The sequence below is a fragment of the Pseudidiomarina andamanensis genome, assembly GCF_009734345.1.
Lineage (GTDB): Bacteria > Pseudomonadota > Gammaproteobacteria > Enterobacterales > Alteromonadaceae > Pseudidiomarina > Pseudidiomarina andamanensis.
This window is the reverse complement of sequence record NZ_CP032551.1, coordinates 1141533-1165743: the sequence shown is the minus strand read 5'-3', so window position 1 is coordinate 1165743 and position 24211 is coordinate 1141533. Positions and strand designations below refer to the sequence as shown.

The following is a 24211-nucleotide window of genomic DNA, read 5'->3' as shown; positions in this document are numbered from 1 at the left end:
GCAATCAAATAAACTTTTCTTAGTTTATTTCCTACATCGCACTACCATCTCGAAATTTTATCTGTTACAATTCGCCGCCCTTTTTATAAGGGGAAGTCTTTTATTCTCAAAATTTAGGTTCGCATGTTTTGTGGCTTAAATTCGAGGGTAACTGGACAACAGCGACTCGAGAGGGTCTGTTTTTTACATAAAGCGGAGCACTGCAATGATCCAAATGCAAACTACTCTGGAAGTGGCCGATAACAGCGGCGCACGCAGCGTACAATGTATTAAGGTTCTGGGTGGCTCGCACCGCCGTTACGCAAACATTGGCGATATCATCAAAGTTTCTGTTAAAGAAGCGATTCCTCGCGGAAAAGTGAAGAAAGGTGATGTTGTGAATGCGGTGGTCGTTCGCACCAAGAAAGGCGTCCGTCGTCAAGACGGGTCAGTCATCCGTTTTGACCGCAACGCGGCTGTTTTGTTGAACAATAACAAACAACCGATTGGCACTCGTATCTTTGGACCAGTGACTCGTGAATTGCGCTCTGAGCAGTTCATGAAGATTATCTCTCTGGCACCAGAAGTACTGTAAGGAGTCCAGATATGGCGGCAAAAATCAAACGTGATGATGAAGTAGTAGTCCTGGCAGGTAAAGACAAGGGTAAGCGCGGTAAAGTGCTTAAAGTCGATACCGCTTCGAATCGTGTATTCGTTGAAGGCGTAAACATCGTTAAGAAACACCAGAAGCCAAACCCTGCATTGGGCGTAGCGGGCGGTATCGTGGAGCAGGAAGCACCAATCCACGTTTCTAACGTAGCAGTTTACAACCCAGAGACTGGTAAAGCAGATCGTGTTGGTTTCAAGATTGAAGACGGCAAAAAAGTTCGTTTCTTCAAATCTAACAACGCAATCATTTAATTTTTAATTTGGAGTTTTACGATGGCGAAACTGCATGATTTTTACAAAGAATCAGTAGTTCCTGAGCTGCTTAAACAGTTCGGCTACAACAGCGTCATGCAAGTCCCTCGGATTGAAAAAATCACCCTTAACATGGGTGTTGGTGAAGCTCTGGCTGACAAAAAGATTCTCGACAACGCAGTATCTGACCTTGAAGCAATTTCTGGTCAACGTCCGGTACGTACTGTTGCTCGTAAATCTGTCGCTGGCTTCAAAATCCGTGAAGGCTACCCAATTGGCTGTAAAGTGACTCTGCGTGGCGAGCGTATGTGGGACTTTTTGCAACGTTTAATTATGATTGCAATTCCACGTATTCGCGATTTCCGTGGTTTGAACCCGAAATCTTTCGATGGTCGGGGAAATTACAGTATGGGCGTACGTGAGCAGATCATCTTCCCTGAAATCGACTTTGATAAAGTTGATAAGGTTCGTGGTCTTGACATCACTATCACCACTACTGCAGGCACTGATGACGAAGCTCGCGCTTTGCTCGCTGCCTTTAACTTCCCGTTCAAGAAGTAAGGTGTAGAGTTATGGCAAAAGAGTCAATGAAAATGCGTGAGCTGAAGCGTCAAAAGCTAGCAGCTAAATACGCAGAGAAACGCATCGCACTGAAAAATGTGATCAGCGATCCGAATACTTCGGACGAAGAGCGTTGGGAAGCCGTGCTTAAATTGCAAAGTCTTCCTCGTGATTCGAGCCCAAGCCGTCAGCGTAACCGCTGCCGCGTAACGGGCCGCCCACACGGTTTCTTACGTAAGTTCGGCATGAGCCGTATCAAAGTACGTGAGAAAGCGATGCGCGGTGAAATTCCTGGCTTGAAAAAAGCTAGCTGGTAAGCCACGAGTCACGGGAGAAAGCAAATATGAGCATGCAAGATCCAATTGCGGATATGTTCACTCGCATCCGCAACGCTCAGGGTGCTAACAAAGTTGCCGTGCGCATGCCTGCTTCTAAGCAGAAAGTGGCTATTGCCCAAGTTCTGAAAGAAGAAGGTTATATCGCGGACTTCAGCGTATCTGGTGATGTGAAAGCAGAACTAGAAGTTACATTGAAGTACTTTGAAGGTAAGCCTGTTATTGAATCAATTGAGCGCGTAAGTCGCCCTGGTCTGCGTATCTATAAGAAACGCAATGAACTGCCTAAAGTTATGGGTGGTCTAGGTGTCGCAGTTGTCTCTACTTCGAAAGGCCTGATGACTGACCGTGCCGCTCGCAAAGCGGGTCTTGGCGGTGAAGTTATTGGTTACGTAGCTTAACGAGGAGTTAGGAAATGTCACGAGTTGCTAAAGCACCGATTGCCATTCCTGCTGGCGTTGAAGTTACGCTAAATGGCCAGGAAGTAACAATCAAAGGTGCCAAAGGCTCATTGAGCCGTGTAGTTAACGAAGCGGTTGAAGTTGTTAAAGAAGACAACGTTATCCGTACTATCCCACGTGAAGGCGTTGCAAACGCTACTGCGCAAGCAGGTACAGCACGTGCGTTACTACAAAACATGGTGGTTGGTGTTGCGCAGGGTTATGAGAAAAAATTACAGCTAATTGGTGTTGGTTATCGTGCTAACACTGCAGGTTCTAAATTGAACCTAACGCTGGGCTTTTCTCACCCGATTGAGTTCGATATCCCTCAGGGAATCACTATCGAAGTCCCAGCACAAACTGAAGTAGTCGTGAAAGGTGTCGACAAGCAGTTAGTTGGTCAAGTTGCCGCTAACATTCGCGCATTCCGTAAGCCTGAGCCTTATAAAGGTAAAGGTGTGCGTTATGCCGATGAGCAAGTGCGCCGTAAAGAAGCCAAGAAAAAGTAAGGTAAGACGATGGACAAGAAATCAGCTCGCTTACGTCGCGCAACTCGCGCTCGTAAGAAAATGCAAGAGTTGGGTGCTAACCGCCTGGTCGTTCACCGTACACCACGGCATATTTACGCACAGCTTATTGCACCGAACGGTTCTGAAGTACTAGCTTCAGCATCAACTGTTGAGAAAACTATGCGTGAGCAGTTCAAATCTGCTGGTAACGTAGAAGCAGCCAAAGCAGTTGGTAAGCTGATCGCTGAACGGGCGATGGAAAAAGGCGTGAAAAACGTTGCATTCGATCGCAGTGGTTTCCGTTATCACGGTCGTGTCGCCGCTTTGGCTGACGCAGCTCGTGAAGCTGGACTTCAGTTCTAGGAGACGAACATGGCAAATGCAAATGTAGAAGCTCAACAAAGTGACCTGCAAGAAAAGCTGATCACAGTAAACCGTGTAGCGAAAGTAGTTAAAGGTGGTCGCATCTTTAGTTTCACTGCACTGACTGTGGTTGGTGATGGTCAAGGTAAAGTGGGTTTCGGTTATGGTAAAGCTCGCGAAGTTCCAGCTGCTATTCAAAAAGCAATGGAAAAAGCGCGTCGCAACATGGTAACCGTGCAGCTGAAAGGTGATACCTTACAGCACCCTGTTAAAGGCCGTCACTCAGGTTCACAGGTATTTATGCAGCCAGCTTCTGAAGGTACAGGTATCATCGCCGGTGGTGCGATGCGTGCAGTACTCGAAGTTGCCGGTGTACACAACGTGCTGTCAAAAGCATATGGTTCAACCAACCCAATCAACGTTGTTCGTGCCACTATCAAGGCACTTCACGGTATGAAGTCGCCTGAGCAAGTAGCGGCTAAACGTGGATTGAGCGTTGATGAAATTTTGGGGTAGTGAGCAATGGCGAAAAAGACAATCAAAGTAACCCAGACGCGTAGCTCAATCGGTCGTTTACCGAAACATAAAGCTACACTTCGTGGTCTTGGTCTGCGCCGCATTGGTCACACGGTCGAGCTGGAAGATACTCCAGCCGTCCGCGGCATGGTGAACCAAGTCACTTATATGGTAAAGGTGGAGGACTAAGACATGTACTTAAACACTATCTCCCCTGCACCTGGTGCTAAAACCAGCAAAAAGCGTCTCGGCCGTGGTATCGGTTCAGGCCTTGGTAAAACTGGTGGACGTGGTCATAAAGGTCAAACTTCACGCTCTGGCGGCTCTATTAAGCCAGGTTTTGAAGGCGGCCAAATGCCAATCCAACGTCGTTTACCGAAGTTTGGCTTTACTTCACGCAAGGCTATGACCACTGCAGAAGTAAACCTGGCAGAGATCGCGAAAGTTGCTGGTGATACTGTTACTTTAGCTTCATTAAAAGAAGCTGGTGTAATTCGTCACGACGTGTTGACTGTTAAGGTCATCAAGTCAGGCGAAGTAAGCCGTAAAGTAACGGTTCAAGGCATTAAGGTCACCAAAGGCGCCCGCGAAGCTATTGAAGCTGCTGGCGGCAAAATCGAAGGATAGGGCACATGGCTAAACCAGGATTGGAATCTAACAGAGCTCAAGGTGGCACGTCGGAGCTTAAACGTCGACTGCTGTTTGTACTCGGCGCGTTAATCGTGTTCCGTGCGGGCTCCTTTGTGCCGATTCCTGGTATAGATGCCGCTGTGTTGGCGCAATTATTCGATCAGCAAAAAGATACCATCGTTGCCATGTTTAACATGTTCAGCGGTGGTGCTCTTGAACGTGCATCGGTATTTGCTTTAGGTATTATGCCGTACATTTCGGCTTCAATTATTATGCAGTTAGCGAGCGTGATTCATCCACGTCTTGCTGAGCTTAAGAAAGAAGGTGAAAGTGGCCGTCGTAAAATCAGCCAATACACGCGTTGGGGTACATTGATACTCGCAACTTTCCAATCAATTGGTATAGCTACTGGCTTACCGAATCTGATGCCTGGTCTCGTTATTGACCCAAGCTTCGGATTCTACTTCACGGCAATCGTGAGTTTGGTTACTGGTACCATGTTCTTAATGTGGTTAGGTGAACAAATTACCGAACGTGGAATTGGAAACGGTATCTCTATTCTAATCTTCACCGGTATTGTAGCAGGGCTCCCGTCGGCCATTGGCCAAACGGCAGAGCAAGCTCGTCAGGGTGATTTGCATTTATTATTGTTATTGCTAATTGGTGTTATCGTTCTCGCAGTAACTTACTTCGTTGTGTTCGTAGAACGTGGTCAACGTCGTATTGTTGTGAACTATGCAAAGCGTCAGCAGGGCCGTAAGGTGTTTGCAGCGCAGAGCACGCACTTGCCATTAAAAGTGAATATGGCTGGTGTGATTCCACCAATTTTTGCATCAAGCATTATTTTGTTCCCAGGCACCATCGCAACTTGGTTTGGCCAAGGCGAAGGCGCGGTAGCAAACTTCCTACAGGAGTTGTCGTTGACATTGTCACCGGGTCAGCCTCTGTATGTAATGCTTTATGCAGCGGCAATTATTTTCTTCTGTTTCTTCTATACCGCGTTGGTGTTCAACCCACGTGAGACAGCAGATAACTTGAAGAAATCGGGAGCGTTTATCCCTGGTATTCGTCCAGGCGAACAAACCTCACGTTACATTGATAAAGTAATGACTCGTTTGACGCTTGCTGGCGCCTTATACATTACCTTTGTCTGTTTGGTTCCTGAGTTCATGATGATTGCGTGGAACGTACAATTCTATTTTGGTGGTACGTCGCTTTTAATTATCGTAGTTGTTATCATGGACTTTATGGCGCAGGTCCAGACTCATCTGATGTCACATCAGTATGATTCGGTCCTGAAAAAAGCTAACCTTAAAGGCTTCGGCCGTTAAGGTTGGATAATTACGGAGTGTAGCAATGAAAGTTCGTGCTTCCGTGAAGAAAATCTGCCGTAACTGTAAAGTTATCAAGCGCAACGGTGTTGTGCGTGTAATTTGCAGTGACCCTAAGCACAAGCAACGGCAAGGTTAATTCGAAGAAGAAGTCCGCAGTCAAAAATAATTTTTGGCTGCGGCTTTGATATGTTTGCAAATTGGCGACCGGTTGAGTATCCTAACGGGCTTTTCAAATCCGGTCACCCATAAACTATAGGAGACGTGTTAGTGGCCCGTATCGCTGGCATTAACGTTCCTGACAATAAGCATGCAGTCATTGCCTTGACTGCGATTTACGGTATCGGCCGTACTCGTTCAAAAGCTATCTTAGCTTCGATCGAGCTGCCTGAAGATACCAAAATCGGCTCTTTGTCAGAAGAAAAACTAGATGTACTTCGTGAAGCAGTAGCTAAGTTTACTGTTGAAGGCGATCTTCGTCGTGAAGTATCTATGAACATCAAACGCTTGATGGATCTCGGATGTTACCGTGGTCTACGTCATCGTCGTGGCTTGCCTCTACGTGGACAGCGCACTAAAACAAATGCGCGCACCCGTAAAGGTCCGCGTAAACCAATTAAGAAGTAGGGAGTTGAGAAATGGCTAAACAACCAACTCGTACTCGTAAACGCGTTAAAAAGCAAGTCGCAGATGGCATGGCTCACATCCATGCATCTTTCAATAACACCATTGTGACCATCACTGACCGTCAAGGTAACGCGTTAGCATGGGCAACTGCAGGTGGTTCTGGTTTCCGTGGTTCACGTAAATCAACTCCGTTTGCTGCACAGGTTGCTGCTGAGCGCGCAGGTGAAATGGCGAAGGAATATGGTTTGAAAAACCTAGAAGTGTTCGTTAAGGGCCCAGGTCCTGGTCGTGAATCATCGATTCGCGCATTGAACGCTGTAGGTTATCGCATCACGAACATTACTGATGTGACACCTATTCCTCACAACGGTTGTCGTCCGCCTAAGAAACGTCGCGTTTAATAGGCGCTATACGATAGTTGGAGAAAGAACATGGCTAGATATTTGGGTCCAAAACTCAAACTGAGTCGTCGCGAAGGAACAGACTTGTTCCTGAAAAGCGGCGTACGCGCAATCGATTCGAAGTGTAAACTCGAAAGCGCACCGGGTCAGCACGGCGCTCGTCGCGGCCGTTTGTCTGATTACGGTTTGCAGTTACGTGAAAAGCAAAAAGTTCGTCGTATCTACGGCGTACTCGAAAAGCAATTCCGTAACTATTACAAAGAAGCTGCCCGTATTAAGGGCAATACTGGTGAGAACCTGCTGCAATTGCTTGAGCAACGCCTTGATAACGTGGTGTACCGTATGGGCTTCGCGTCAACTCGTGCTGAAGCGCGCCAGTTGGTAAGCCACAAAGCAGTAGTAGTGAATGGTCAGGTAGTTAACATTCCGTCGTTTAAAGTACGTCCGGAAGACGTTGTGTCCGTTCGCGAAAAAGCGAAAAAGCAGGCGCGCATCGCAGCCGCACTGGAACTCGCTGATCAGCGTGAAAAGCCAGTATGGTTGGAAGTAGACAGCACTAAAATGGAAGGTCAGTTCAAACGTCTTCCAGAGCGTGCAGATTTGTCTGCTGAAATTAACGAACAGTTGATCGTAGAGCTTTACTCTAAGTAAAGCTTAAGCATAAAGAGAGGACACAATGCAGGGTTCTGTTACCGAATTCCTAAAGCCAAGGCTAGTCGATATCGAACAAATTAGCCCGACTCACGCTAAAGTGACGTTGGAGCCTCTTGAGCGTGGCTTTGGTCACACGCTGGGCAACGCGTTGCGCCGTATTTTACTTTCGTCTATGCCAGGTGTGGCAGTGACTGAAGTGAAAATTGACGGTGTTCAGCACGAATACAGCAGCAAAGAGGGTGTTCAGGAAGATATCATCGAGATTCTGTTGAACCTGAAAGGTTTGTCAGTAGTCATGGAAGGCAAAGATGAAGCGATTCTGACCTTGAAAAAATCCGGAGCGGGCCCTGTCAAGGCTGGCGATATCACCCATGACGGTGATGTCCAGATCATTAATCCAGATCACCTCATCTGTACTCTTACAGGTGACACTGAGATTGACATGTCAATCAAAGTTGAGCGTGGTCGTGGTTATGTTCCAGCCTCGGCACGTCAGTCTGCTGACGATGAAGAGCGTCCGCTCGGTCTACTTTTAGTTGACGCTTCTTTCAGTCCAGTTGAGCGTATCGCTTACAGTGTAGATTCTGCACGTGTTGAGCAACGCACTGACTTGGACAAACTGGTTATCGATATGGAAACCAATGGTACATTGGATCCAGAAGAAGCGATTCGTCGCGCAGCAACGATTCTTGCTCAACAGCTAGAAGCGTTTGTTGAATTACGTGACATGAGCGAACCAGAAGAGAAAGAAGAGAAGCCGGAATTTGATCCGATTCTGTTACGTCCAGTAGACGATTTGGAATTAACTGTGCGTTCTGCGAACTGTTTGAAAGCAGAAGCTATTCAGTACATTGGTGACTTAGTGCAGCGTACCGAAGTTGAGTTGTTAAAAACTCCTAACTTGGGTAAAAAATCGCTCACCGAAATCAAAGACGTGCTTGCGTCACGTGGTTTGTCTTTAGGCATGCGTCTAGAGAACTGGCCACCAGCAAGCCTCGTTGATCGCGACTAAGTTATCTTTTACAGAGATTTACTGAGAAGGGTATAGGTATGCGCCATCGTAAGAGTGGTCGTCAACTCAACCGCAACAGCAGCCATCGCAAAGCGATGTTCAGCAATATGGCAAGCTCACTGGTTCGTCACGAAGTGATTAAAACCACTTTGCCAAAAGCGAAAGAACTGCGTCGCGTAGTCGAGCCGCTAATCACATTAGCGAAGCAAGACAGCGTTGCAAACCGCCGTTTGGCTTTTGCACGTACACGTGACCAAGAAGTTGTTGGTAAGTTGTTCAATGAATTAGGTCCGCGTTATCAAGAGCGCGCTGGTGGTTACACTCGTATTATGAAGTGTGGCTTCCGTGCTGGCGACAATGCACCTATGGCATATGTTGAACTAGTTGACCGTCCAGAAGTAGACGCTACTGCTGCTGAAGAAGTTGCAGTAGAAGAATAAGCGAAGTATTTCGCTAAGAAAAAAGCCGCTCGATGAGCGGCTTTTTTGTTTTCGAATTTGGTTCTATTATTGGTTAATAATAGATTCTAATTCTTGTGATGAAAGATCGTGCCGTGCTGCAATTGCATGTAACTGCTCTTCAGTTAAACCGCCGGCATTGTATGCGCTTCTAAGCAATTTAATTGCACGTTGACGTTCTTGATCCTGAGCGATGTTAGAGTCTTCATCAGTATCTGCTGAGCCTATAATGTCACTAATGGTGTCTGCTAGATAGCCTCCGACAGCTGGGGCAGCGGCTAATACCGCTTGAATGATTGATTCTAATTTACTTACCTCAGCCTCTTTGTTTGCCCGGAGTATTCCATCGGCAGTGTGTGGCTCGGTGGTTACGGCAACGCGTATTACTTCATTTAAGTGAGCTGGATCTATCTCCTCAACTGTACCAACAATTGCCTCTGCATAACTAGGCTCAGTCTCGACAGCGATTCTTACAATTTCTGCAGGATCAGCAACTCGTAAATTTAGTGCTGCAGAGATCACATCACGTGTAAATGCGGGTTCGGCATCTATTGCTGCTTTTATAATGTGACGGTAATGACGTGGATAGCGATCAAATGCCGCATAGAGAATAGGTTCTACATGATGAGGATAATTACTCATCAATACACGAACCGAACGAGTAGATGAAAAATTCCGTTGTTCGTAATAACGAAGCATCCGTGCGTATGTATCTGCGAGTCGTTGGTCTTCGTCATTCAAGACATAAGCGGTAGACTTCGTCGTATCGACGACAGCAGAGTCTGCTGCGTAACTTGCGTAAGTCATAAATACGCTCGCAGCCAATAAAGTTGGTAAAACTTTCATAGGCGCACCCCGATTTAACAATGTGTCTTTTTAGTAATTATTAGTGACGATTTTGAACAATAGCAGTGTTTATAGACAAACAATAGATAAACTTTGTTCAATTTGAGTAAAAATAAACCACTTAGAAAAAAATGCAAAAAAAGATCTTGCACCGTAGGCGGCGATCCTTATAATTCGCCGCCGTTGTCACCGAGTGATGACGCGGGTTCAGAAAGTGATGCAGGTCACAAAAAAAGATCCAAAAGGATCTTGACCTGAACCAAGGATGGCGTAAAATACGCATCCCGCTTCACGAAGAAGCGAACGTTCTTTAACAATATACCAAGCCAAGCAAACTGTGTGGGCACTTACCGGATTCAGGCAGAGAAAGCATCTTCGGATGCAAAAAAGTATCTTCGGATACACCTGACTGATTGGAAAAGTGCTTAACAAATTAAGATTTATTAAGTCATTGATTCAATGGGTCGATTAAACACTTTAAACTGAAGAGTTTGATCATGGCTCAGATTGAACGCTGGCGGCAGGCCTAACACATGCAAGTCGAGCGGCAGCGGGGAGTAGCTTGCTACTTTGCCGGCGAGCGGCGGACGGGTGAGTAATGCTTGGGAACTTGCCTTTAGGAGGGGGATAACCACGGGAAACTGTGGCTAATACCGCATAATGTCTACGGACCAAAGCAGGGGCTCTTCGGACCTTGCACCTAGAGATAGGCCCAAGTGAGATTAGCTAGTTGGTGGGGTAAAGGCCCACCAAGGCGACGATCTCTAGCTGTTCTGAGAGGATGATCAGCCACACTGGGACTGAGACACGGCCCAGACTCCTACGGGAGGCAGCAGTGGGGAATATTGCACAATGGGGGAAACCCTGATGCAGCCATGCCGCGTGTGTGAAGAAGGCCTTCGGGTTGTAAAGCACTTTCAGTGGTGAGGAAGGATGTAAGATTAATACTCTTGCATATTGACGTTAGCCACAGAAGAAGCACCGGCTAACTCCGTGCCAGCAGCCGCGGTAATACGGAGGGTGCAAGCGTTAATCGGAATTACTGGGCGTAAAGCGTACGTAGGCGGCTTGTTAAGCAAGATGTGAAAGCCCCGGGCTCAACCTGGGAATGGCATTTTGAACTGGCAGGCTCGAGTTCTGAAGAGGGTGGTAGAATTTCCTGTGTAGCGGTGAAATGCGTAGATATAGGAAGGAATACCGGTGGCGAAGGCGGCCACCTGGTCAGAAACTGACGCTGAGGTACGAAAGCGTGGGGAGCAAACAGGATTAGATACCCTGGTAGTCCACGCCGTAAACGATGTCAACTAGTTGTTCGTGTCATAAACGATGTGAGTAACGCAGCTAACGCACTAAGTTGACCGCCTGGGGAGTACGGCCGCAAGGTTAAAACTCAAATGAATTGACGGGGGCCCGCACAAGCGGTGGAGCATGTGGTTTAATTCGATGCAACGCGAAGAACCTTACCATCCCTTGACATCCAGTGAATTTTCTAGAGATAGATTAGTGCCTTCGGGAACACTGAGACAGGTGCTGCATGGCTGTCGTCAGCTCGTGTTGTGAGATGTTGGGTTAAGTCCCGCAACGAGCGCAACCCTTATCCTTAGTTGCCAGCACGTAAAGGTGGGAACTCTGGGGAGACTGCCGGTGATAAACCGGAGGAAGGTGGGGACGACGTCAAGTCATCATGGCCCTTACGGGATGGGCTACACACGTGCTACAATGGCGCGTACAATGGGAAGCTAACTCGCGAGAGTGTGCGGATCTCAAAAAGCGCGTCGTAGTCCGGATTGGAGTCTGCAACTCGACTCCATGAAGTCGGAATCGCTAGTAATCGTGGATCAGAATGCCACGGTGAATACGTTCCCGGGCCTTGTACACACCGCCCGTCACACCATGGGAGTGGGCTGCACCAGAAGTAGATAGCTTAACCTTCGGGAGGGCGTTTACCACGGTGTGGTTCATGACTGGGGTGAAGTCGTAACAAGGTAGCCGTAGGGGAACCTGCGGCTGGATCACCTCCTTATGAAAAAGCCTTGAAGAAGTTAAGTGCTCACACAGATTGCCTGGTTTGGTAGAAGTAACGGATAGAAACTGGGTCTGTAGCTCAGCTGGTTAGAGCGCACCCCTGATAAGGGTGAGGTCGGTAGTTCAAGTCTACTCAGACCCACCACTTCTGCGGTTATGCTGCGTTGGAAAGCCACTCACATACTGATGTATGCTTCGCGGCTTCCCGCCTTGCCTAACCTTGAAGTTAGTCTTATCGGTTTGTTGTGTTTGGTTTGGTTGTTGTTTGACGAACAACGAATAACCAATAACGAACAACGAAACGGGGCCATAGCTCAGCTGGGAGAGCGCCTGCCTTGCACGCAGGAGGTCAGCGGTTCGATCCCGCTTGGCTCCACCACTTCCTATCCATTGCGAAGTTAGCGCTAAATCTTACGATTTAGCAGTAACTTTGTGTTACGACGCTCTTTAACAATATGAACAAGCTGATTGTAATAAAGTAATGAAATGCCACTCTACTTGAAACACCATTTTGGTAGAGGCGTATCGAACTTGTGTACAGCATAGAGAACAGCCCATGCGATTCGAATAAACATTTTCGGGTTGTATGGTTAAGTGACTAAGCGTAGACGGTGGATGCCTAGGCAGTTGGAGGCGATGAAGGACGTACTAACTTGCGATAAGCCATGATGAGGCAGTAAGAGCCGTTATAGTCATGGATTTCCGAATGGGGAAACCCACTGAGCTTGCTCAGTATCCTTAGGTGAATACATAGCCTAAGGAAGCGAACCCGGAGAACTGAAACATCTAAGTACCCGGAGGAAAAGAAATCAACCGAGATTTCCCTAGTAGCGGCGAGCGAACGGGAAGTAGCCCTTAAGCAATCATAGTTTTAGTGGAACGAGCTGGAAAGCTTGACGATACAGGGTGATAGTCCCGTACACGACGAAGCAATGATTGTGAAAACGAGTAGGTCGGGACACGTGTTATCTTGACTGAATATGGGGGGACCATCCTCCAAGGCTAAATACTCCCAACTGACCGATAGTGAACCAGTACCGTGAGGGAAAGGCGAAAAGAACCCCGGCGAGGGGAGTGAAATAGAACCTGAAACCGTCTACGTACAAGCAGTAGGAGCACCTTCGTGGTGTGACTGCGTACCTTTTGTATAATGGGTCAGCGACTTATATTTTGTAGCAAGGTTAACCGTATAGGGGAGCCGTAGGGAAACCGAGTCTTAACTGGGCGTTTTAGTTGCAAGGTATAGACCCGAAACCGGGCGATCTATCCATGAGCAGGTTGAAGATTGAGTAACATCAATTGGAGGACCGAACCCACATCTGTTGAAAAAGATGGGGATGACTTGTGGATCGGAGTGAAAGGCTAATCAAGCCCGGAGATAGCTGGTTCTCCCCGAAATCTATTTAGGTAGAGCCTCGGACGAATACCACTGGGGGTAGAGCACTGTTTGGGCTAGGGGGTCATCCCGACTTACCAACCCCATGCAAACTCCGAATACCAGTGAGTACTATCCGGGAGACACACGGCGGGTGCTAACGTCCGTCGTGAAGAGGGAAACAACCCAGACCGCCAGCTAAGGTCCCAAAGTCATGGCTAAGTGGGAAACGATGTGGGAAGGCTCAGACAGCTAGGAGGTTGGCTTAGAAGCAGCCATCCTTTAAAGAAAGCGTAATAGCTCACTAGTCGAGTCGGCCTGCGCGGAAGATGTAACGGGGCTAAGCCATGCACCGAAGCTGCGGCAGCAACGATGTTGCTGGGTAGGGGAGCGTTCTGTAAGCCGTTGAAGGTGTGTTGAGAAGCATGCTGGAGGTATCAGAAGTGCGAATGCTGACATGAGTAACGATAATGGGGGTGAAAAACCCCCACGCCGGAAGACCAAGGTTTCCTATCCCATGCTAATCAGGGTAGGGTAAGTCGGCCCCTAAGGCGAGGCCGAGAGGCGTAGTCGATGGGAATCAGGTTAATATTCCTGAACCGACATGTACTGCGATGGGGGGACGGAGAAGGCTAGGCAAGCCGGGTGTTGGTTATCCCGGTGAAAGTATGTAGGTTGGTTGCTTAGGAAAATCCGGGCGACTAAGACTGAGATACGAGACGAGCATCCACGGATGCGAAGTTGTTGATGCCCTGCTTCCAGGAAAAGCCTCTAAGCTTCAGGTACATGTTGACCGTACCCGAAACCGACACAGGTGGTCAGGTAGAGAATACTAAGGCGCTTGAGAGAACTCGGGTGAAGGAACTAGGCAAAATAGTACCGTAACTTCGGGAGAAGGTACGCCAGAGCTAGTGAACCCCTTGCGGGGGGAGCTGGAGCTGGCCGCAGTGACCAGGTGGCTGGGACTGTTTATTAAAAACACAGCACTCTGCAAAATCGAAAGATGACGTATAGGGTGTGACACCTGCCCGGTGCCGGAAGGTTAATTGATGGGGTTAGCGTAAGCGAAGCTCTTGATCGAAGCCCCGGTAAACGGCGGCCGTAACTATAACGGTCCTAAGGTAGCGAAATTCCTTGTCGGGTAAGTTCCGACCTGCACGAATGGTGTAACCATGGCCACGCTGTCTCCACCCGAGACTCAGTGAAATTGAAATCGCCGTGAAGATGCGGTGTACCCGCGGCTAGACGGAAAGACCCCGTGAACCTTTACTACAGCTTGGCACTGAACATTGAACCTCCATGTGTAGGATAGGTGGGAGGCTATGAAGCGTTGGCGCTAGTTGACGTGGAGCCATCCTTGAAATACCACCCTTGTATGTTTGATGTTCTAACTTAGGTCCCTTATCGGGATCGAGGACAGTGCCTGGTGGGTAGTTTGACTGGGGCGGTCTCCTCCCAAAGAGTAACGGAGGAGCACGAAGGTTGGCTAAGTACGGTCGGACATCGTACGGTTAGTGTAATGGCACAAGCCAGCTTAACTGCGAGACAGACACGTCGAGCAGGTGCGAAAGCAGGTCATAGTGATCCGGTGGTTCTGAATGGAAGGGCCATCGCTCAACGGATAAAAGGTACTCCGGGGATAACAGGCTGATACCGCCCAAGAGTTCATATCGACGGCGGTGTTTGGCACCTCGATGTCGGCTCATCACATCCTGGGGCTGTAGTCGGTCCCAAGGGTATGGCTGTTCGCCATTTAAAGTGGTACGCGAGCTGGGTTTAGAACGTCGTGAGACAGTTCGGTCCCTATCTGCCGTGGGCGTTTGAGAGTTGAGAGGGGTTGCTCCTAGTACGAGAGGACCGGAGTGAACGAACCTCTGGTGTTCGGGTTGTCACGCCAGTGGCACTGCCCGGTAGCTATGTTCGGAATCGATAACCGCTGAAAGCATCTAAGCGGGAAGCGAGCCTCAAGATAAGCTCTCACTGACATGTAATTGTCCTGAAGGGTTGTTGGAGACTACAACGTTGATAGGCGGGGTGTGGAAGCGTAGTAATGCGTTGAGCTAACCCGTACTAATTGCCCGTGAGGCTTAACCATACAACACCGAAGGTGTTTATGGCTGTAAGCCAAGGCACAAGTTCGAGCTTCTATTAAAATACGTTCCTGTAGGGTGCGCATTCATACGAACAATCAGCGCGTTTATATTGTTTAACAGTTTTTGCCTGGCGGCCATAGCGAAGTGGAACCACCTGATCCATTCCGAACTCAGTAGTGAAACGCTTCAGCGCCGATGGTAGTGTGGGGCTTCCCCATGTGAGAGTAGGACACTGCCAGGCTTCAAATACGACGAGACCCCGAGCTAACGCTCGGGGTTTTTTCGTTTAAGAACCCCAAAAAGCGTTATTGGTTAGTCGTTATTGGTTATTCGAAAAAGCCAACCCCACCCACGACTAACGAATAACGAGTAACGAATAACGATTAACGACAAACGAATAACGACCAACGCTCTTCACTCTTCTACCGTTCCTTGCTTTTTAGCCGTATAATCAGCGAATGAATGAAATCAAACGTCATTATAACCTATCTCAACTCCACACCTTTCGACTACCAGCAAAGGCTGAGAGTGTTACCTTTCTTACAAGTTCTGAGCAGGTAGCGCAGATCCCAGCGGACGCTTATGTTATCGGTGGCGGTTCCAATACTATATTCTTATCAGATATAACAAGACCGCTGGTATGCATTCGGATTAAAGGCATCGATGTTAAAGAGGAAGCTCAACACTGGCGAGTGAAGGTGGGTGCAGGCGAGAATTGGCACCAACTGGTGTTGTTTCTGAATAGTAACGGTATAGACGGATTCGAAAATCTTGCGTTGATTCCAGGCACTGTGGGGGCAGCACCTGTACAAAACATAGGTGCTTATGGGCGCGATATTAGTGAATTTATCTACTCGGTTCGGGTGTGGGATCGAAGATCTAAATCGTTAAGCAATTTCTCAAATGAAGATTGTCGGTTTGGTTATCGCGACAGTATTTTCAAACAAAATCCGATGCGTTGGCTAATTCTTGAAGTCGAGTTTTTAATTCCTAAAGCGTGGCAACCAGAGCTTTCATATGGTGAACTAAAGGCATTGGAAGAGCCTATTTCAGCGAAAGATATATTGGATAAAGTGATATCAATTCGCTCGGCAAAACTACCGGACCCGAATGTATTACCAAATGCTGGGAGTTTCTTTAAAAATCCAGTAGTAAGCCAGAAAAAGTTTGAGAGCCTTGCTGCTCGATTTCCGACAATACCCCATTTTAACCTCCCAAATAATGAAGTAAAGCTCGCAGCTGGTTGGTTAATTGATAACCTGAATCTGAAAGGTTTTAGTATTGGCGATGCATCGGTGCACAAGCAACAAGCTTTAGTTTTGGTAAATAACGGTAAGGCAACCGGCGCTGATGTATTGAACTTAGCGCAACATATAAAAATATCCGTATATGACGCCTACGGTATCGAGTTAGAGGCTGAAGTTCGATTACTAGACGAAAAGGGATTAATTTCGCTATGAAGCCACAACGTATAGAACGAATCATACAAGTAATTGAGATATTAAGTGACGGCCAATTTCACTCAGGTGAAGACTTAGGTGTAATCCTAAATGTAAGCCGCACTGCAATTAGTCAGTATATTAAAGATGTGCAGGCTCTAGGCATTGATGTATTCCGTGTTACTGGCAAAGGTTATAAGTTTGCGAGCGAAGTAAAGCTATTAGATTTAGATAAAGTATCCGGATATCTAGAACAGCAAGATGAGGATATTCAGAATATTTATCTTGAGCGCGTGATAGGCTCAACGAATGACTTTATTAAGCATGCCATAAGTGATGATATTAAATCGGGGATGGCGGTTTTTTCTGAAGCACAAACGGAAGGGCGGGGACGCCGCGGGAAACGCTGGGTATCACCTTTTGGTAGTAATTTATATATGAGCATGTATTGGCGTCTTGATGATGGTATGGGCGCCGCTATGGGCTTGAGTCTTGCGCTTGGAACAGTGATTGCAGAATTATTATCAGAGCTAGGCGTTTACGATGTTGAAGTAAAGTGGCCTAACGATGTAATCGTTAACGGGAAGAAGATAGCGGGTATTTTAATTGAGCTAGAAGGGCAAGCGTTGGGTGTCGCGCATGCAATTATTGGTATTGGAATTAATATTCAAATGCCGAGTTGGCTGGCTAACCAGATTGATCAACCCTGGACCGACTTGAGCTCAGTGTTAAATGCGAAATTTGACAGAAATCATATTGCAGCGCTGTTACTTAAAAATTGCCGGAAGGCATTGCGAGAGTATGAAGCTAATGGATTAGAACCGTTTGTAACGCGTTGGCAAAAATTTGATCGGTTAGCTCATAAACCAGTTCGTATTATTATGGGCGATAGAGAGTTGCATGGCATTGCTGAAGGAATAGATGGAAGCGGTGCGTTATTAGTGAAGCGCGATGGAAAACTCGAACGTTTTCACGCAGGAGAGGTAAGTTTACGTTATGGCGCATAAACTGTTAATTGATGCAGGTAATACGCGGGTTAAAGCAGCGTTAATGGATGCAGAAGGCCACTTAGAACCATGGTTGAACGTCGCTTACGAAGAACTTAATCAGCATCCAATACCCGAAGGTATTGCGAGTGTTTGGCTAGCCAGCGTCAGTAGCCAAGAGTGTATTCAGGTCGTTGAAGCATGGCTAGAAAATGCGAATAAATCGGTTGTGAGAGTGGTTACTGAATCAAAGGCTTTTGGCGTAACTAACTCTTATAAAGAATTTAAAAACCTCGGTGTGGATAGATGGTTGGCAATGGTTGGCGCATTTGATGAACAACCCAAAGCGACAGTCATTATTGATGCAGGTACAGCGATCACGGTTGATTGGATCGATCAGACTGGGCAGCATTTAGGCGGTTGGATTGCGCCCGGTGTGCATTTGATGAAACATTCGGTAATCAATCGAGCTCCAGGAGTCTTTGTAGGGCACGAAGGTGATGGTAAAGCGCACCAATTGGGTCAAAACACGCCTGAATGCTTACTGAATGGCTGTGTGAATACTTTTGTGGGGTTGGTACGGCAAGCTATTGCGGTATCAGAAACCGAACTTGATTGGTTTGACTATCGTATTTTATTTAGCGGTGGCTCAATTCCATTACTCCCTGCAGATTTAAAACGTCGTGGAGAAGTTAGAAGCGAGTTGGTACTGCAAGGATTAGCCTGTTACGCGCGTCAGTCATAAAAAAGCACAGCTTCATTGCTGTGCTTTTTTGTTCCAACGATAAGTGCTCAACACATTCGCCTATGAGAGCCGTCCACGGAAGTCTTCGTAGGTAAATTTGCGGATCAAATCAAATTTACCGTCACGACGCAGAATGCCAATGCTAGGATGTTCAACGCCATTAAAGAATGATGTTTTCACCATGGTGTAATGCATCATATCTTCAAAAATAAGCCGATCACCTGGCTGCAGAGGTTCTGCAAAGCTATATAGACCAATAACATCACCAGCTAAGCATGAGTTGCCACCCAACTTATAAGTGTAAGGCAATACACCAGGTTCACGAGCATCGGTGATATTCGGTCGATAAGGCATCTCTAGTACATCCGGCATGTGTGCTGTTGCAGATATATCTAACAATGCAATTAGCCCATCATTTTCAATAATATCAACAACTTCAGCTACCAATGGTCCAGTTTGCCAAGCGACAGCTGAGCCGGGTTCAAGAATAACCTGAATATCGTAGGTTTCTTGAATACGTTTGAGTTGCTTTATCAGATGCTCAACATCATAACCTTTACGAGTCATCAAATGACCACCGCCCAAATTTAGCCACTTCATCTTATGAAGGAGGTGTCCAAACTTCGATTCGACCGCGGCAAGAGTGCGCTCAAGAGCAAATGAATCACACTCACACAAGTTATGAACGTGTAATCCATCGATACCCGTTAGATCAGCGCCTTCTAATTCTGAAGCGCGAATACCTAAGCGCGAACCTGGTGCGCTTGGATCGTATAACTCGGTTTCTGCCTCTTGGTGTTCAGGATTGACGCGTAATCCAGCCGACACACCTGCAGCTAAAGTCTGTTCGCGGTAGCGCTGCCATTGCGACAAACTATTGAATGAAATGTGATGAACAATGGGTAAAAGTTCATCAATATCACTTTGTTTGTACGCTGGAGCATAGGCGTGAACTTCACGACCAAATTCTTCAGCCGCTAAACGAGCTTCCCACACTGAACTCGCAGTGCAGCCTTTCAAATACTGCTTCACTAAAGGAAAGGTACTCCACATCGAGAAGCCCTTTAGTGCCAGAATGATGTCAGCGCCGCTCTCTTGCTGAACGCGCTGCATTAATTGAAGATTATGCTCAAGCGCCGCCTCGTCACAAACGTAACAAGGCGACGGGATTGCCGAGTCTAAAAATGGATTGGTCATGATGTTAGCGCTTAAATGGCGATTCGGTTTCAACGACTTTCCATGGTAGGCCATACTTATTTAGGCGCTCCATAAATTCGTCTGGATCAAATTGTTCCATGTTCCAAACGCCAGGCTTCATCCAGTGACCTTGAAGCATCATTGATGCAGCAATCATCGCAGGAACACCAGTCGTGTAAGAAACAGCTTGAGCACCGACTTCAGCATTACAAACAGCGTGGTCACAATTGTTGTAGATAAAGATAGTTTTCTCTTTACCATCTTTGAGACCGGTCACATAGGTACCAATGCATGTCATACCGGTGTAACCCTCTGCCAAAGAGCCAGGATTAGGTAACACGGCTTTAAGAAATTCGAGCGGCACTATTTTTTGCCCTTGGAATTCAATTGGCTCGATAGAGGTCATGCCGACATTTTCTAATACGCGTAAATGGGTTAGATACTGCTCACCGAAAGTCATCCAGAAGCGTGCACGCTTCAAAGTTGGGAAATGTTTAACTAATGACTCTAACTCTTCATGGAAAAGTAAGTAAGAAGCGCGCACACCAACACCTGGATAGTCGAGGTCTTCGCGAACACTAATTGGATCGGTTTCGTGCCATTCACCGTTCTCCCAGAACTTACCTCGCTGAGTAATTTCGCGGATATTAATTTCTGGGTTAAAGTTGGTTGCGAAGGCTTGACCGTGATCGCCGCCATTACAGTCAACGATATCTAAGTAGTGAACTTCATCGAAATAATGTTTCGCTGCATATGCAGTGAACACGTTGGTCACGCCCGGGTCAAATCCAGCTCCAAGCAAGGCCATAATGCCTTTCTCTTTGAACTTGTCTTGATAAGCCCACTGCCATGAATATTCAAATTTGGCTTCGTCTTTTGGTTCATAATTAGCGGTATCAAGATAATGTACGCCAGTCTCGAGACAAGCATCCATAATTGGTAAATCTTGATATGGCAATGCCACATTTATAACTAAGCTAGGCTGTACTTTACGAATAAGTTCAGCAACTTTGCTAGCTTGGTCAGCATCAACTTGGTAGACGCCAACAACGCGATCTTTTCCAACTTCTTCTTGAAGCTTCTCGCATTTAGAAACAGTTCGGCTAGCGAGATGAATTTCCGAAAAGTACTCCGGTAGCATCGCGCACTTTTTTACAACGACGCCAGCTACGCCGCCCGCACCAATAATTAAAACTCGTGACATGTTAAAAATACCCTTCCGTTGTGGGTGAACACAAAGGCTAAAAGATAGCATAATTTTGCTAACTAAGCATGTTTAGGTAACTATTTTAACAGTGTTTAGCGGGTGAGTTCGAGATATTCACGTGCAATTTGACGCAACTGATTTTGCATCGTTTGTTGGCTGCTGTAGCCGTATTTTTGAGTGAGTCGGGCAAGGTCTTCGGTCACACTTAGTATCTGCCCTGGTAAAGTAACGCTGGAAGCTTTAATTGGATACTTCTTGTCACATACATTCCAGGCGAATTGTGCTTCAGTAAATGGCAAGTTGCCATAAGCGAATCCGACCAGCACAGACCGTGCAATACGGTACATATCCGAATTTACGTTAACATCAACGTGGTTACGCCAATCTAGCTCTGAATTGCAGTAGTGATGCAGTCTTTCGATGAGTTCACGGCTTTCGTGAGTAAGACCGAGCCCGAGAATCGCATTTGGGTAACCACTCGCCATATTTAGCTTGCGGCCAATACGGATGATTTTATACGGACTTTGACGCCAAAATTCTAATACGTCTGGGCTGGCACCAAAACTCGAGCCTAGAGCGTCAATGTGAGCACTCTGCGCAAGTTTCTGCAGTTCATTAAGAAGATCTAGCCCAATCCCTTGGCGACGAACTTTGTCGTGGACAGCTACGCGAGTAACTCGCCACCATTGCCAATTAAGCACTTCAGGTTGTTGTAGGTAAAAAGCCATTGCTTGCGGAAGTATTTGACCATTTAACCGACGTTTTCCAGCTGCAATTGATTGATGCAGCGCTTGCGGCAATTGTCCCTCGACGCTATACCAAATGACGCCAATAATGATGTTTTGGCGTCGAGCTAAAAGTAGCTTTTGTTGCTGGTCATCAAGTAGTAAACGCAAGTCGTTAGGGCTGCTTTGATAATGGGCTTCTAAAAGCAACGTAATAACTTCTTGTAAATCGTACTCGGATAATTCGCTCGCATGGGTATGCAGAAAAGAAACCGGCGATTGCCTATTTGTAAAAACTTTCTGGTCGTCTTGTTGATGGTGAGCCTGCATTAACAATGCCTGATTCAACCAAGATTCCACTTCATCATGAAGTGACCAGCGCAGTGGTTCCTTCAATTCATGTAGCTTGCAAGTGCGCTGCTGCTGTAACCATTCAACAAAACGAATTGCAAAACCGCGGCCGCAACCTTCATAACCATCGACGGTACTAGCGACCGACCATACAGTAAATCGTTGTACGAGTTGTTGTAATACATGCATGGGTATCGCGGCGGCTTCATCGATAATAAGTCGCACACTTTGCGGGGAGTACTCGCTCAATAATTTATCCCAAGGCACGAAGCGAACTGATTTTGCTGCATGCTCAAGTAACGTTGCTGTCGCTGACGGCCGTGGCCCTGTTACCACTAACTCTCGGCCCCGATAGTTGCGTATCCATGCCTGGCAAGCCAAACCTAAAGTTGTGCTTTTCCCACGCCCACGGTCGGCCATGAGAATATGACAGGTACCCGGAAGATCAATCATGCTGTCAATAATCGTCTTTTGTGTCGCGCTGGGTAAGGTTTCGACTCTCGACTGTGGCAGAGTTGATGTTGCTAGTTCTTGCGTCAGCGTCTTCAAATCAGTATTCGGCTGAATGATTTCTACACGTGCGAAATTTATACTCGATGCAAGCAGACGTTTTTTAAAATGCGACGATTGTTCAGGTAGGAAGACAAAAAGTATACCGCCACCGTTTACGGTGCCAGCTAGCGCAGCGAGTGCATCGGCATGAATCACATCTGTAAATTCAAGTAGGACGAAGTCGTTTGATGTACCTAGATAATCTCGATATCGATGCACCGCAATGGCACTGTCTTCGCGATCAGATAGGCATAAAGTTGATGGGAGCTGACGAATAACGGCATTTTTATGAAAGGACTGCCAATCGCTCGGGCCATCAAACAAAAAGACTGCTCGAACGCGAGCAGTCTTTAGGTGATTAGCAATGCGATTTAATCCCATAATTTAAATAATTGAGATTGCAAAGAATTTCGTTAACACGGTGTTGATAAAAACAACGGCTAGTATCAACGGAATAAAGGTTCCAATAGCAAAGCTGACGTACTTCTCCAACCACGAAGTTGCGTATGCTTGATTCCCTTCACTCAATTCAGCGGTTAACTGACTGCGCTTCCAGCGGAATCTAACAAATAAACATATAAGTAAACCGTTAAGCGGCAATATCGTGTCGTAGAAGACATCGTAAATGACATCAAATACCGACTTGTCTGCGCCTGCATAGCTGGTGAAGGCAGTAAACCAAGGCACTAATCCGAATGAGGTTGCGGCAATTAGCGTTAGCACAGTGATTGCGATACCCATAATCAATAACGCTTTCTTGCGCGAGATATCACGTTTTTCCATCAGCGATGAGGTTGGTACTTCAATGATAGATACGAGTGACGTAATTGCTGCCACAAATGCTAATAAGAAGAAAATGGTCGCCGCAATACTCGCCGCAAAATAGCCAACTGATTCAGACAGCGCTAAGAAAATGTTCGGGAAAAATGAGAAAATCATACTTACCGAAGAATCACTCAATGAATCTGGATTGGTGTCTGGATATATCGCAAAAATTGCAGGCAAGGTCATCAAACCAGCAATGAAAGCAACAGCGGTATCAGTAACCGCCACCAGTTTTCCTGAAGTGACAATATCATCACTGCGACGGAAGTAAGAGCCGTAGGTGATTAAAATGCCCATACCGAGTGATAATGAAAAGAATGCTTGGGCCAGAGCCCCGTTAATCACCGAACCATTGATCTGACTGAAATCAGGCACGAGATAAAATTGCACGCCAGCCCATGCGTTGTCTAATGTCAAAACAAAGATCACCAGCAAAATAAGCATTAAGAATAGCGTTGGCATTAAGATTTTAGATGCGCGCTCGATACCTTTGCGAACACCACCAACCAGTATAAAGTTGATGATAATGGTGACACCGACTAAGTACCAAATGAAGTCATAGTCGTTGACAAAATTACCAAAGAAACCTTCGCTTGCCAGTGCATCGAGGTTACCCAGCAGTGATTGTACAAGATAGCCAAAGATCCATACGGTGATGACCATGTAGAAAACAGCGATCATAAATGGCGTTATGGTCGCTAATAAACCAGCTAGACGCCAACGTTTTAAACCTTGTCCAAGTTCTGAATAGGCTTTATAGGGGCTGTGCTGGGCTCTACGTCCTAAGCCCATTTCGGCAAGCATAACTGGCAAACAGATAAAGGCCACAAAAAAAGCGTAAATTAATAAAAATGCGCCACCACCATTTTTGGTCGCAGCAACAGGGAAACCAACGAGATTACCAATCCCCACGGCAGAGCCTGCCGCGGCAAGAATAAAACCAATTTTTGAGCTGAAATGCTCACGAGATGCGCTCATAGCGAGAACCCTTGCTTTTCGTTATTATAATGGTTTGCAAACCGCCCAATCCTAGCGCATGCGCTCATCGCCGGCAAGCAGACCAGACCAACGGCTAAAAATATGCGGTTTTGGTCTGGTCACAGCTCAG

25 protein-coding genes, 2 tRNA genes and 3 rRNA genes are annotated in these 24211 nt (G+C 46.8%); 25 read left to right on the top strand and 5 right to left on the bottom strand.

Going from position 1 to position 24211, the window contains the following annotated elements:
- Window positions 1-205: 205 nt before the first annotated feature.
- From rplN to rplQ, 17 genes are all read left to right on the top strand, one after another.
- Window positions 206-574 carry a 50S ribosomal protein L14 gene (gene rplN, locus D3795_RS05610; protein ID WP_092593899.1) on the top strand — a complete coding sequence of 123 codons (369 nt, stop codon included), beginning with the start codon at window positions 206-208 and terminating at the stop codon, window positions 572-574.
- 11 nt (window positions 575-585) lie between these two features.
- Window positions 586-900, top strand: a complete 315-nt coding sequence (gene rplX / locus D3795_RS05605) for a 50S ribosomal protein L24 (protein WP_092858682.1) — start codon at window positions 586-588, stop codon at window positions 898-900.
- A gap of 21 nt (window positions 901-921) precedes the next feature.
- Entirely contained in the window at window positions 922-1461 is a 540-nt protein-coding gene (gene rplE, locus D3795_RS05600) for a 50S ribosomal protein L5 (protein WP_092858680.1), read from the top strand.
- 11 nt (window positions 1462-1472) lie between these two features.
- Entirely contained in the window at window positions 1473-1778 is a 306-nt protein-coding gene (gene rpsN / locus D3795_RS05595; protein ID WP_092858678.1) for a 30S ribosomal protein S14, read from the top strand.
- A gap of 26 nt (window positions 1779-1804) precedes the next feature.
- Complete coding sequence (gene rpsH, locus D3795_RS05590; RefSeq protein WP_126760454.1) at window positions 1805-2197, top strand: 30S ribosomal protein S8; 393 nt, start codon at window positions 1805-1807, stop codon at window positions 2195-2197.
- 14 nt (window positions 2198-2211) lie between these two features.
- Complete coding sequence (gene rplF, locus D3795_RS05585; protein WP_156266947.1) at window positions 2212-2745, top strand: 50S ribosomal protein L6; 534 nt, start codon at window positions 2212-2214, stop codon at window positions 2743-2745.
- Window positions 2746-2754: 9 nt separating this feature from the next.
- A complete protein-coding gene (rplR, locus tag D3795_RS05580; protein WP_156266945.1) occupies window positions 2755-3108 on the top strand; it encodes a 50S ribosomal protein L18 in 354 nt (117 codons plus the stop codon).
- Between the two features lie 9 nt (window positions 3109-3117).
- A complete protein-coding gene (gene rpsE / locus D3795_RS05575) occupies window positions 3118-3624 on the top strand; it encodes a 30S ribosomal protein S5 (protein WP_055439826.1) in 507 nt (168 codons plus the stop codon).
- 6 nt (window positions 3625-3630) lie between these two features.
- A complete protein-coding gene (gene rpmD, locus D3795_RS05570; RefSeq protein ID WP_055439827.1) occupies window positions 3631-3813 on the top strand; it encodes a 50S ribosomal protein L30 in 183 nt (60 codons plus the stop codon).
- A gap of 3 nt (window positions 3814-3816) precedes the next feature.
- Window positions 3817-4251 (top strand): 50S ribosomal protein L15, encoded by a 435-nt coding sequence (gene rplO, locus D3795_RS05565; RefSeq protein ID WP_156266943.1) that lies wholly within the window; start codon window positions 3817-3819, stop codon window positions 4249-4251.
- A 5-nt stretch (window positions 4252-4256) separates the two neighbouring features.
- Window positions 4257-5585: a preprotein translocase subunit SecY gene (gene secY, locus D3795_RS05560; RefSeq protein ID WP_156266940.1), complete on the top strand. Its 1329-nt coding sequence runs from the start codon at window positions 4257-4259 to the stop codon at window positions 5583-5585.
- Between the two features lie 25 nt (window positions 5586-5610).
- Window positions 5611-5724 (top strand): 50S ribosomal protein L36, encoded by a 114-nt coding sequence (gene rpmJ, locus D3795_RS05555; RefSeq protein ID WP_055439830.1) that lies wholly within the window; start codon window positions 5611-5613, stop codon window positions 5722-5724.
- A gap of 131 nt (window positions 5725-5855) precedes the next feature.
- Window positions 5856-6212 (top strand): 30S ribosomal protein S13, encoded by a 357-nt coding sequence (gene rpsM / locus D3795_RS05550; protein WP_156266938.1) that lies wholly within the window; start codon window positions 5856-5858, stop codon window positions 6210-6212.
- Window positions 6213-6223: 11 nt separating this feature from the next.
- Window positions 6224-6613: a 30S ribosomal protein S11 gene (rpsK, locus tag D3795_RS05545; RefSeq protein ID WP_034734070.1), complete on the top strand. Its 390-nt coding sequence runs from the start codon at window positions 6224-6226 to the stop codon at window positions 6611-6613.
- 30 nt (window positions 6614-6643) lie between these two features.
- Entirely contained in the window at window positions 6644-7264 is a 621-nt protein-coding gene (gene rpsD / locus D3795_RS05540; protein WP_156266936.1) for a 30S ribosomal protein S4, read from the top strand.
- Between the two features lie 25 nt (window positions 7265-7289).
- The gene (locus D3795_RS05535; protein WP_156266934.1) at window positions 7290-8279 is read left to right on the top strand and encodes a DNA-directed RNA polymerase subunit alpha; all 990 of its coding nucleotides are present in this window, start codon (window positions 7290-7292) and stop codon (window positions 8277-8279) included.
- Window positions 8280-8317: 38 nt separating this feature from the next.
- A complete protein-coding gene (rplQ, locus tag D3795_RS05530; RefSeq protein WP_156266932.1) occupies window positions 8318-8719 on the top strand; it encodes a 50S ribosomal protein L17 in 402 nt (133 codons plus the stop codon).
- A gap of 66 nt (window positions 8720-8785) precedes the next feature.
- Here rplQ and D3795_RS05525 read toward each other — a convergent pair whose 3' ends face one another.
- Window positions 8786-9583, bottom strand: a complete 798-nt coding sequence (locus D3795_RS05525) for a hypothetical protein (RefSeq protein WP_156266930.1) — start codon at window positions 9581-9583, stop codon at window positions 8786-8788.
- Window positions 9584-10062: 479 nt separating this feature from the next.
- On the opposite strand from D3795_RS05525, the gene D3795_RS05520 reads away from it, so the two are divergent.
- The 8 genes from D3795_RS05520 (at window position 10063) to D3795_RS05485 (ending at window position 18246) form a co-directional block, all read left to right on the top strand.
- Window positions 10063-11606 (top strand): 16S ribosomal RNA (locus tag D3795_RS05520).
- 70 nt (window positions 11607-11676) lie between these two features.
- Window positions 11677-11753: transfer RNA gene (locus D3795_RS05515), tRNA-Ile, on the top strand.
- Between the two features lie 158 nt (window positions 11754-11911).
- Window positions 11912-11987, top strand: a tRNA-Ala gene (locus tag D3795_RS05510).
- A 209-nt stretch (window positions 11988-12196) separates the two neighbouring features.
- Window positions 12197-15078: ribosomal RNA gene (locus tag D3795_RS05505) — 23S ribosomal RNA — on the top strand.
- Between the two features lie 124 nt (window positions 15079-15202).
- A 5S ribosomal RNA gene (gene rrf / locus D3795_RS05500) occupies window positions 15203-15317 on the top strand.
- The 16S, 23S and 5S rRNA genes sit together here with 2 tRNA genes alongside, the layout of an rRNA operon.
- A gap of 217 nt (window positions 15318-15534) precedes the next feature.
- Window positions 15535-16536 (top strand): UDP-N-acetylmuramate dehydrogenase, encoded by a 1002-nt coding sequence (gene murB, locus D3795_RS05495; protein WP_156266928.1) that lies wholly within the window; start codon window positions 15535-15537, stop codon window positions 16534-16536.
- Window positions 16533-17522, top strand: coding sequence for a bifunctional biotin--[acetyl-CoA-carboxylase] ligase/biotin operon repressor BirA (birA, locus tag D3795_RS05490; protein WP_156266926.1), 990 nt, complete (start codon window positions 16533-16535; stop codon window positions 17520-17522). Before murB ends, birA begins: the two co-directional genes overlap by 4 nt.
- Window positions 17512-18246: a type III pantothenate kinase gene (locus D3795_RS05485; RefSeq protein ID WP_156266924.1), complete on the top strand. Its 735-nt coding sequence runs from the start codon at window positions 17512-17514 to the stop codon at window positions 18244-18246. Before birA ends, D3795_RS05485 begins: the two co-directional genes overlap by 11 nt.
- Before the next feature lie 60 nt (window positions 18247-18306).
- Here D3795_RS05485 and nspC read toward each other — a convergent pair whose 3' ends face one another.
- From nspC to D3795_RS05465, 4 genes are all read right to left on the bottom strand, one after another.
- A complete protein-coding gene (gene nspC, locus D3795_RS05480) occupies window positions 18307-19443 on the bottom strand; it encodes a carboxynorspermidine decarboxylase (RefSeq protein ID WP_156266923.1) in 1137 nt (378 codons plus the stop codon).
- Window positions 19444-19447: 4 nt separating this feature from the next.
- Window positions 19448-20647, bottom strand: a complete 1200-nt coding sequence (locus D3795_RS05475) for a saccharopine dehydrogenase family protein (protein WP_156266921.1) — start codon at window positions 20645-20647, stop codon at window positions 19448-19450.
- Window positions 20648-20742: 95 nt separating this feature from the next.
- Window positions 20743-22602: a GNAT family N-acetyltransferase gene (locus D3795_RS05470; RefSeq protein WP_173020994.1), complete on the bottom strand. Its 1860-nt coding sequence runs from the start codon at window positions 22600-22602 to the stop codon at window positions 20743-20745.
- A 60-nt stretch (window positions 22603-22662) separates the two neighbouring features.
- A complete protein-coding gene (locus tag D3795_RS05465; protein WP_156266919.1) occupies window positions 22663-24081 on the bottom strand; it encodes a sodium-dependent transporter in 1419 nt (472 codons plus the stop codon).
- Between the last annotated feature and the right edge of the window lie 130 nt (window positions 24082-24211).

What these genes read in the sequence shown, in the direction of transcription:
- D3795_RS05465 (WP_156266919.1), bottom strand. Translation starts at nt 24,081, where the DNA reads ATGAGCGCATCTCGTGAGCATTTCAGCTCAAAAATTGGTTTTATTCTT.
- rpmJ (WP_055439830.1), top strand. Translation starts at nt 5,611, where the DNA reads ATGAAAGTTCGTGCTTCCGTGAAGAAAATCTGCCGTAACTGTAAAGTT.
- nspC (WP_156266923.1), bottom strand. Translation starts at nt 19,443, where the DNA reads ATGACCAATCCATTTTTAGACTCGGCAATCCCGTCGCCTTGTTACGTT.
- rpsK (WP_034734070.1), top strand. Translation starts at nt 6,224, where the DNA reads ATGGCTAAACAACCAACTCGTACTCGTAAACGCGTTAAAAAGCAAGTC.
- rplR (WP_156266945.1), top strand. Translation starts at nt 2,755, where the DNA reads ATGGACAAGAAATCAGCTCGCTTACGTCGCGCAACTCGCGCTCGTAAG.
- rpsN (WP_092858678.1), top strand. Translation starts at nt 1,473, where the DNA reads ATGGCAAAAGAGTCAATGAAAATGCGTGAGCTGAAGCGTCAAAAGCTA.
- rplQ (WP_156266932.1), top strand. Translation starts at nt 8,318, where the DNA reads ATGCGCCATCGTAAGAGTGGTCGTCAACTCAACCGCAACAGCAGCCAT.
- rpsE (WP_055439826.1), top strand. Translation starts at nt 3,118, where the DNA reads ATGGCAAATGCAAATGTAGAAGCTCAACAAAGTGACCTGCAAGAAAAG.
- rplF (WP_156266947.1), top strand. Translation starts at nt 2,212, where the DNA reads ATGTCACGAGTTGCTAAAGCACCGATTGCCATTCCTGCTGGCGTTGAA.
- rplN (WP_092593899.1), top strand. Translation starts at nt 206, where the DNA reads ATGATCCAAATGCAAACTACTCTGGAAGTGGCCGATAACAGCGGCGCA.
- D3795_RS05525 (WP_156266930.1), bottom strand. Translation starts at nt 9,583, where the DNA reads ATGAAAGTTTTACCAACTTTATTGGCTGCGAGCGTATTTATGACTTAC.
- rplO (WP_156266943.1), top strand. Translation starts at nt 3,817, where the DNA reads ATGTACTTAAACACTATCTCCCCTGCACCTGGTGCTAAAACCAGCAAA.
- birA (WP_156266926.1), top strand. Translation starts at nt 16,533, where the DNA reads ATGAAGCCACAACGTATAGAACGAATCATACAAGTAATTGAGATATTA.
- rpsH (WP_126760454.1), top strand. Translation starts at nt 1,805, where the DNA reads ATGAGCATGCAAGATCCAATTGCGGATATGTTCACTCGCATCCGCAAC.
- D3795_RS05535 (WP_156266934.1), top strand. Translation starts at nt 7,290, where the DNA reads ATGCAGGGTTCTGTTACCGAATTCCTAAAGCCAAGGCTAGTCGATATC.
- rplX (WP_092858682.1), top strand. Translation starts at nt 586, where the DNA reads ATGGCGGCAAAAATCAAACGTGATGATGAAGTAGTAGTCCTGGCAGGT.
- murB (WP_156266928.1), top strand. Translation starts at nt 15,535, where the DNA reads ATGAATGAAATCAAACGTCATTATAACCTATCTCAACTCCACACCTTT.
- rplE (WP_092858680.1), top strand. Translation starts at nt 922, where the DNA reads ATGGCGAAACTGCATGATTTTTACAAAGAATCAGTAGTTCCTGAGCTG.
- D3795_RS05475 (WP_156266921.1), bottom strand. Translation starts at nt 20,647, where the DNA reads ATGTCACGAGTTTTAATTATTGGTGCGGGCGGCGTAGCTGGCGTCGTT.
- rpmD (WP_055439827.1), top strand. Translation starts at nt 3,631, where the DNA reads ATGGCGAAAAAGACAATCAAAGTAACCCAGACGCGTAGCTCAATCGGT.
- secY (WP_156266940.1), top strand. Translation starts at nt 4,257, where the DNA reads ATGGCTAAACCAGGATTGGAATCTAACAGAGCTCAAGGTGGCACGTCG.
- rpsD (WP_156266936.1), top strand. Translation starts at nt 6,644, where the DNA reads ATGGCTAGATATTTGGGTCCAAAACTCAAACTGAGTCGTCGCGAAGGA.
- D3795_RS05485 (WP_156266924.1), top strand. Translation starts at nt 17,512, where the DNA reads ATGGCGCATAAACTGTTAATTGATGCAGGTAATACGCGGGTTAAAGCA.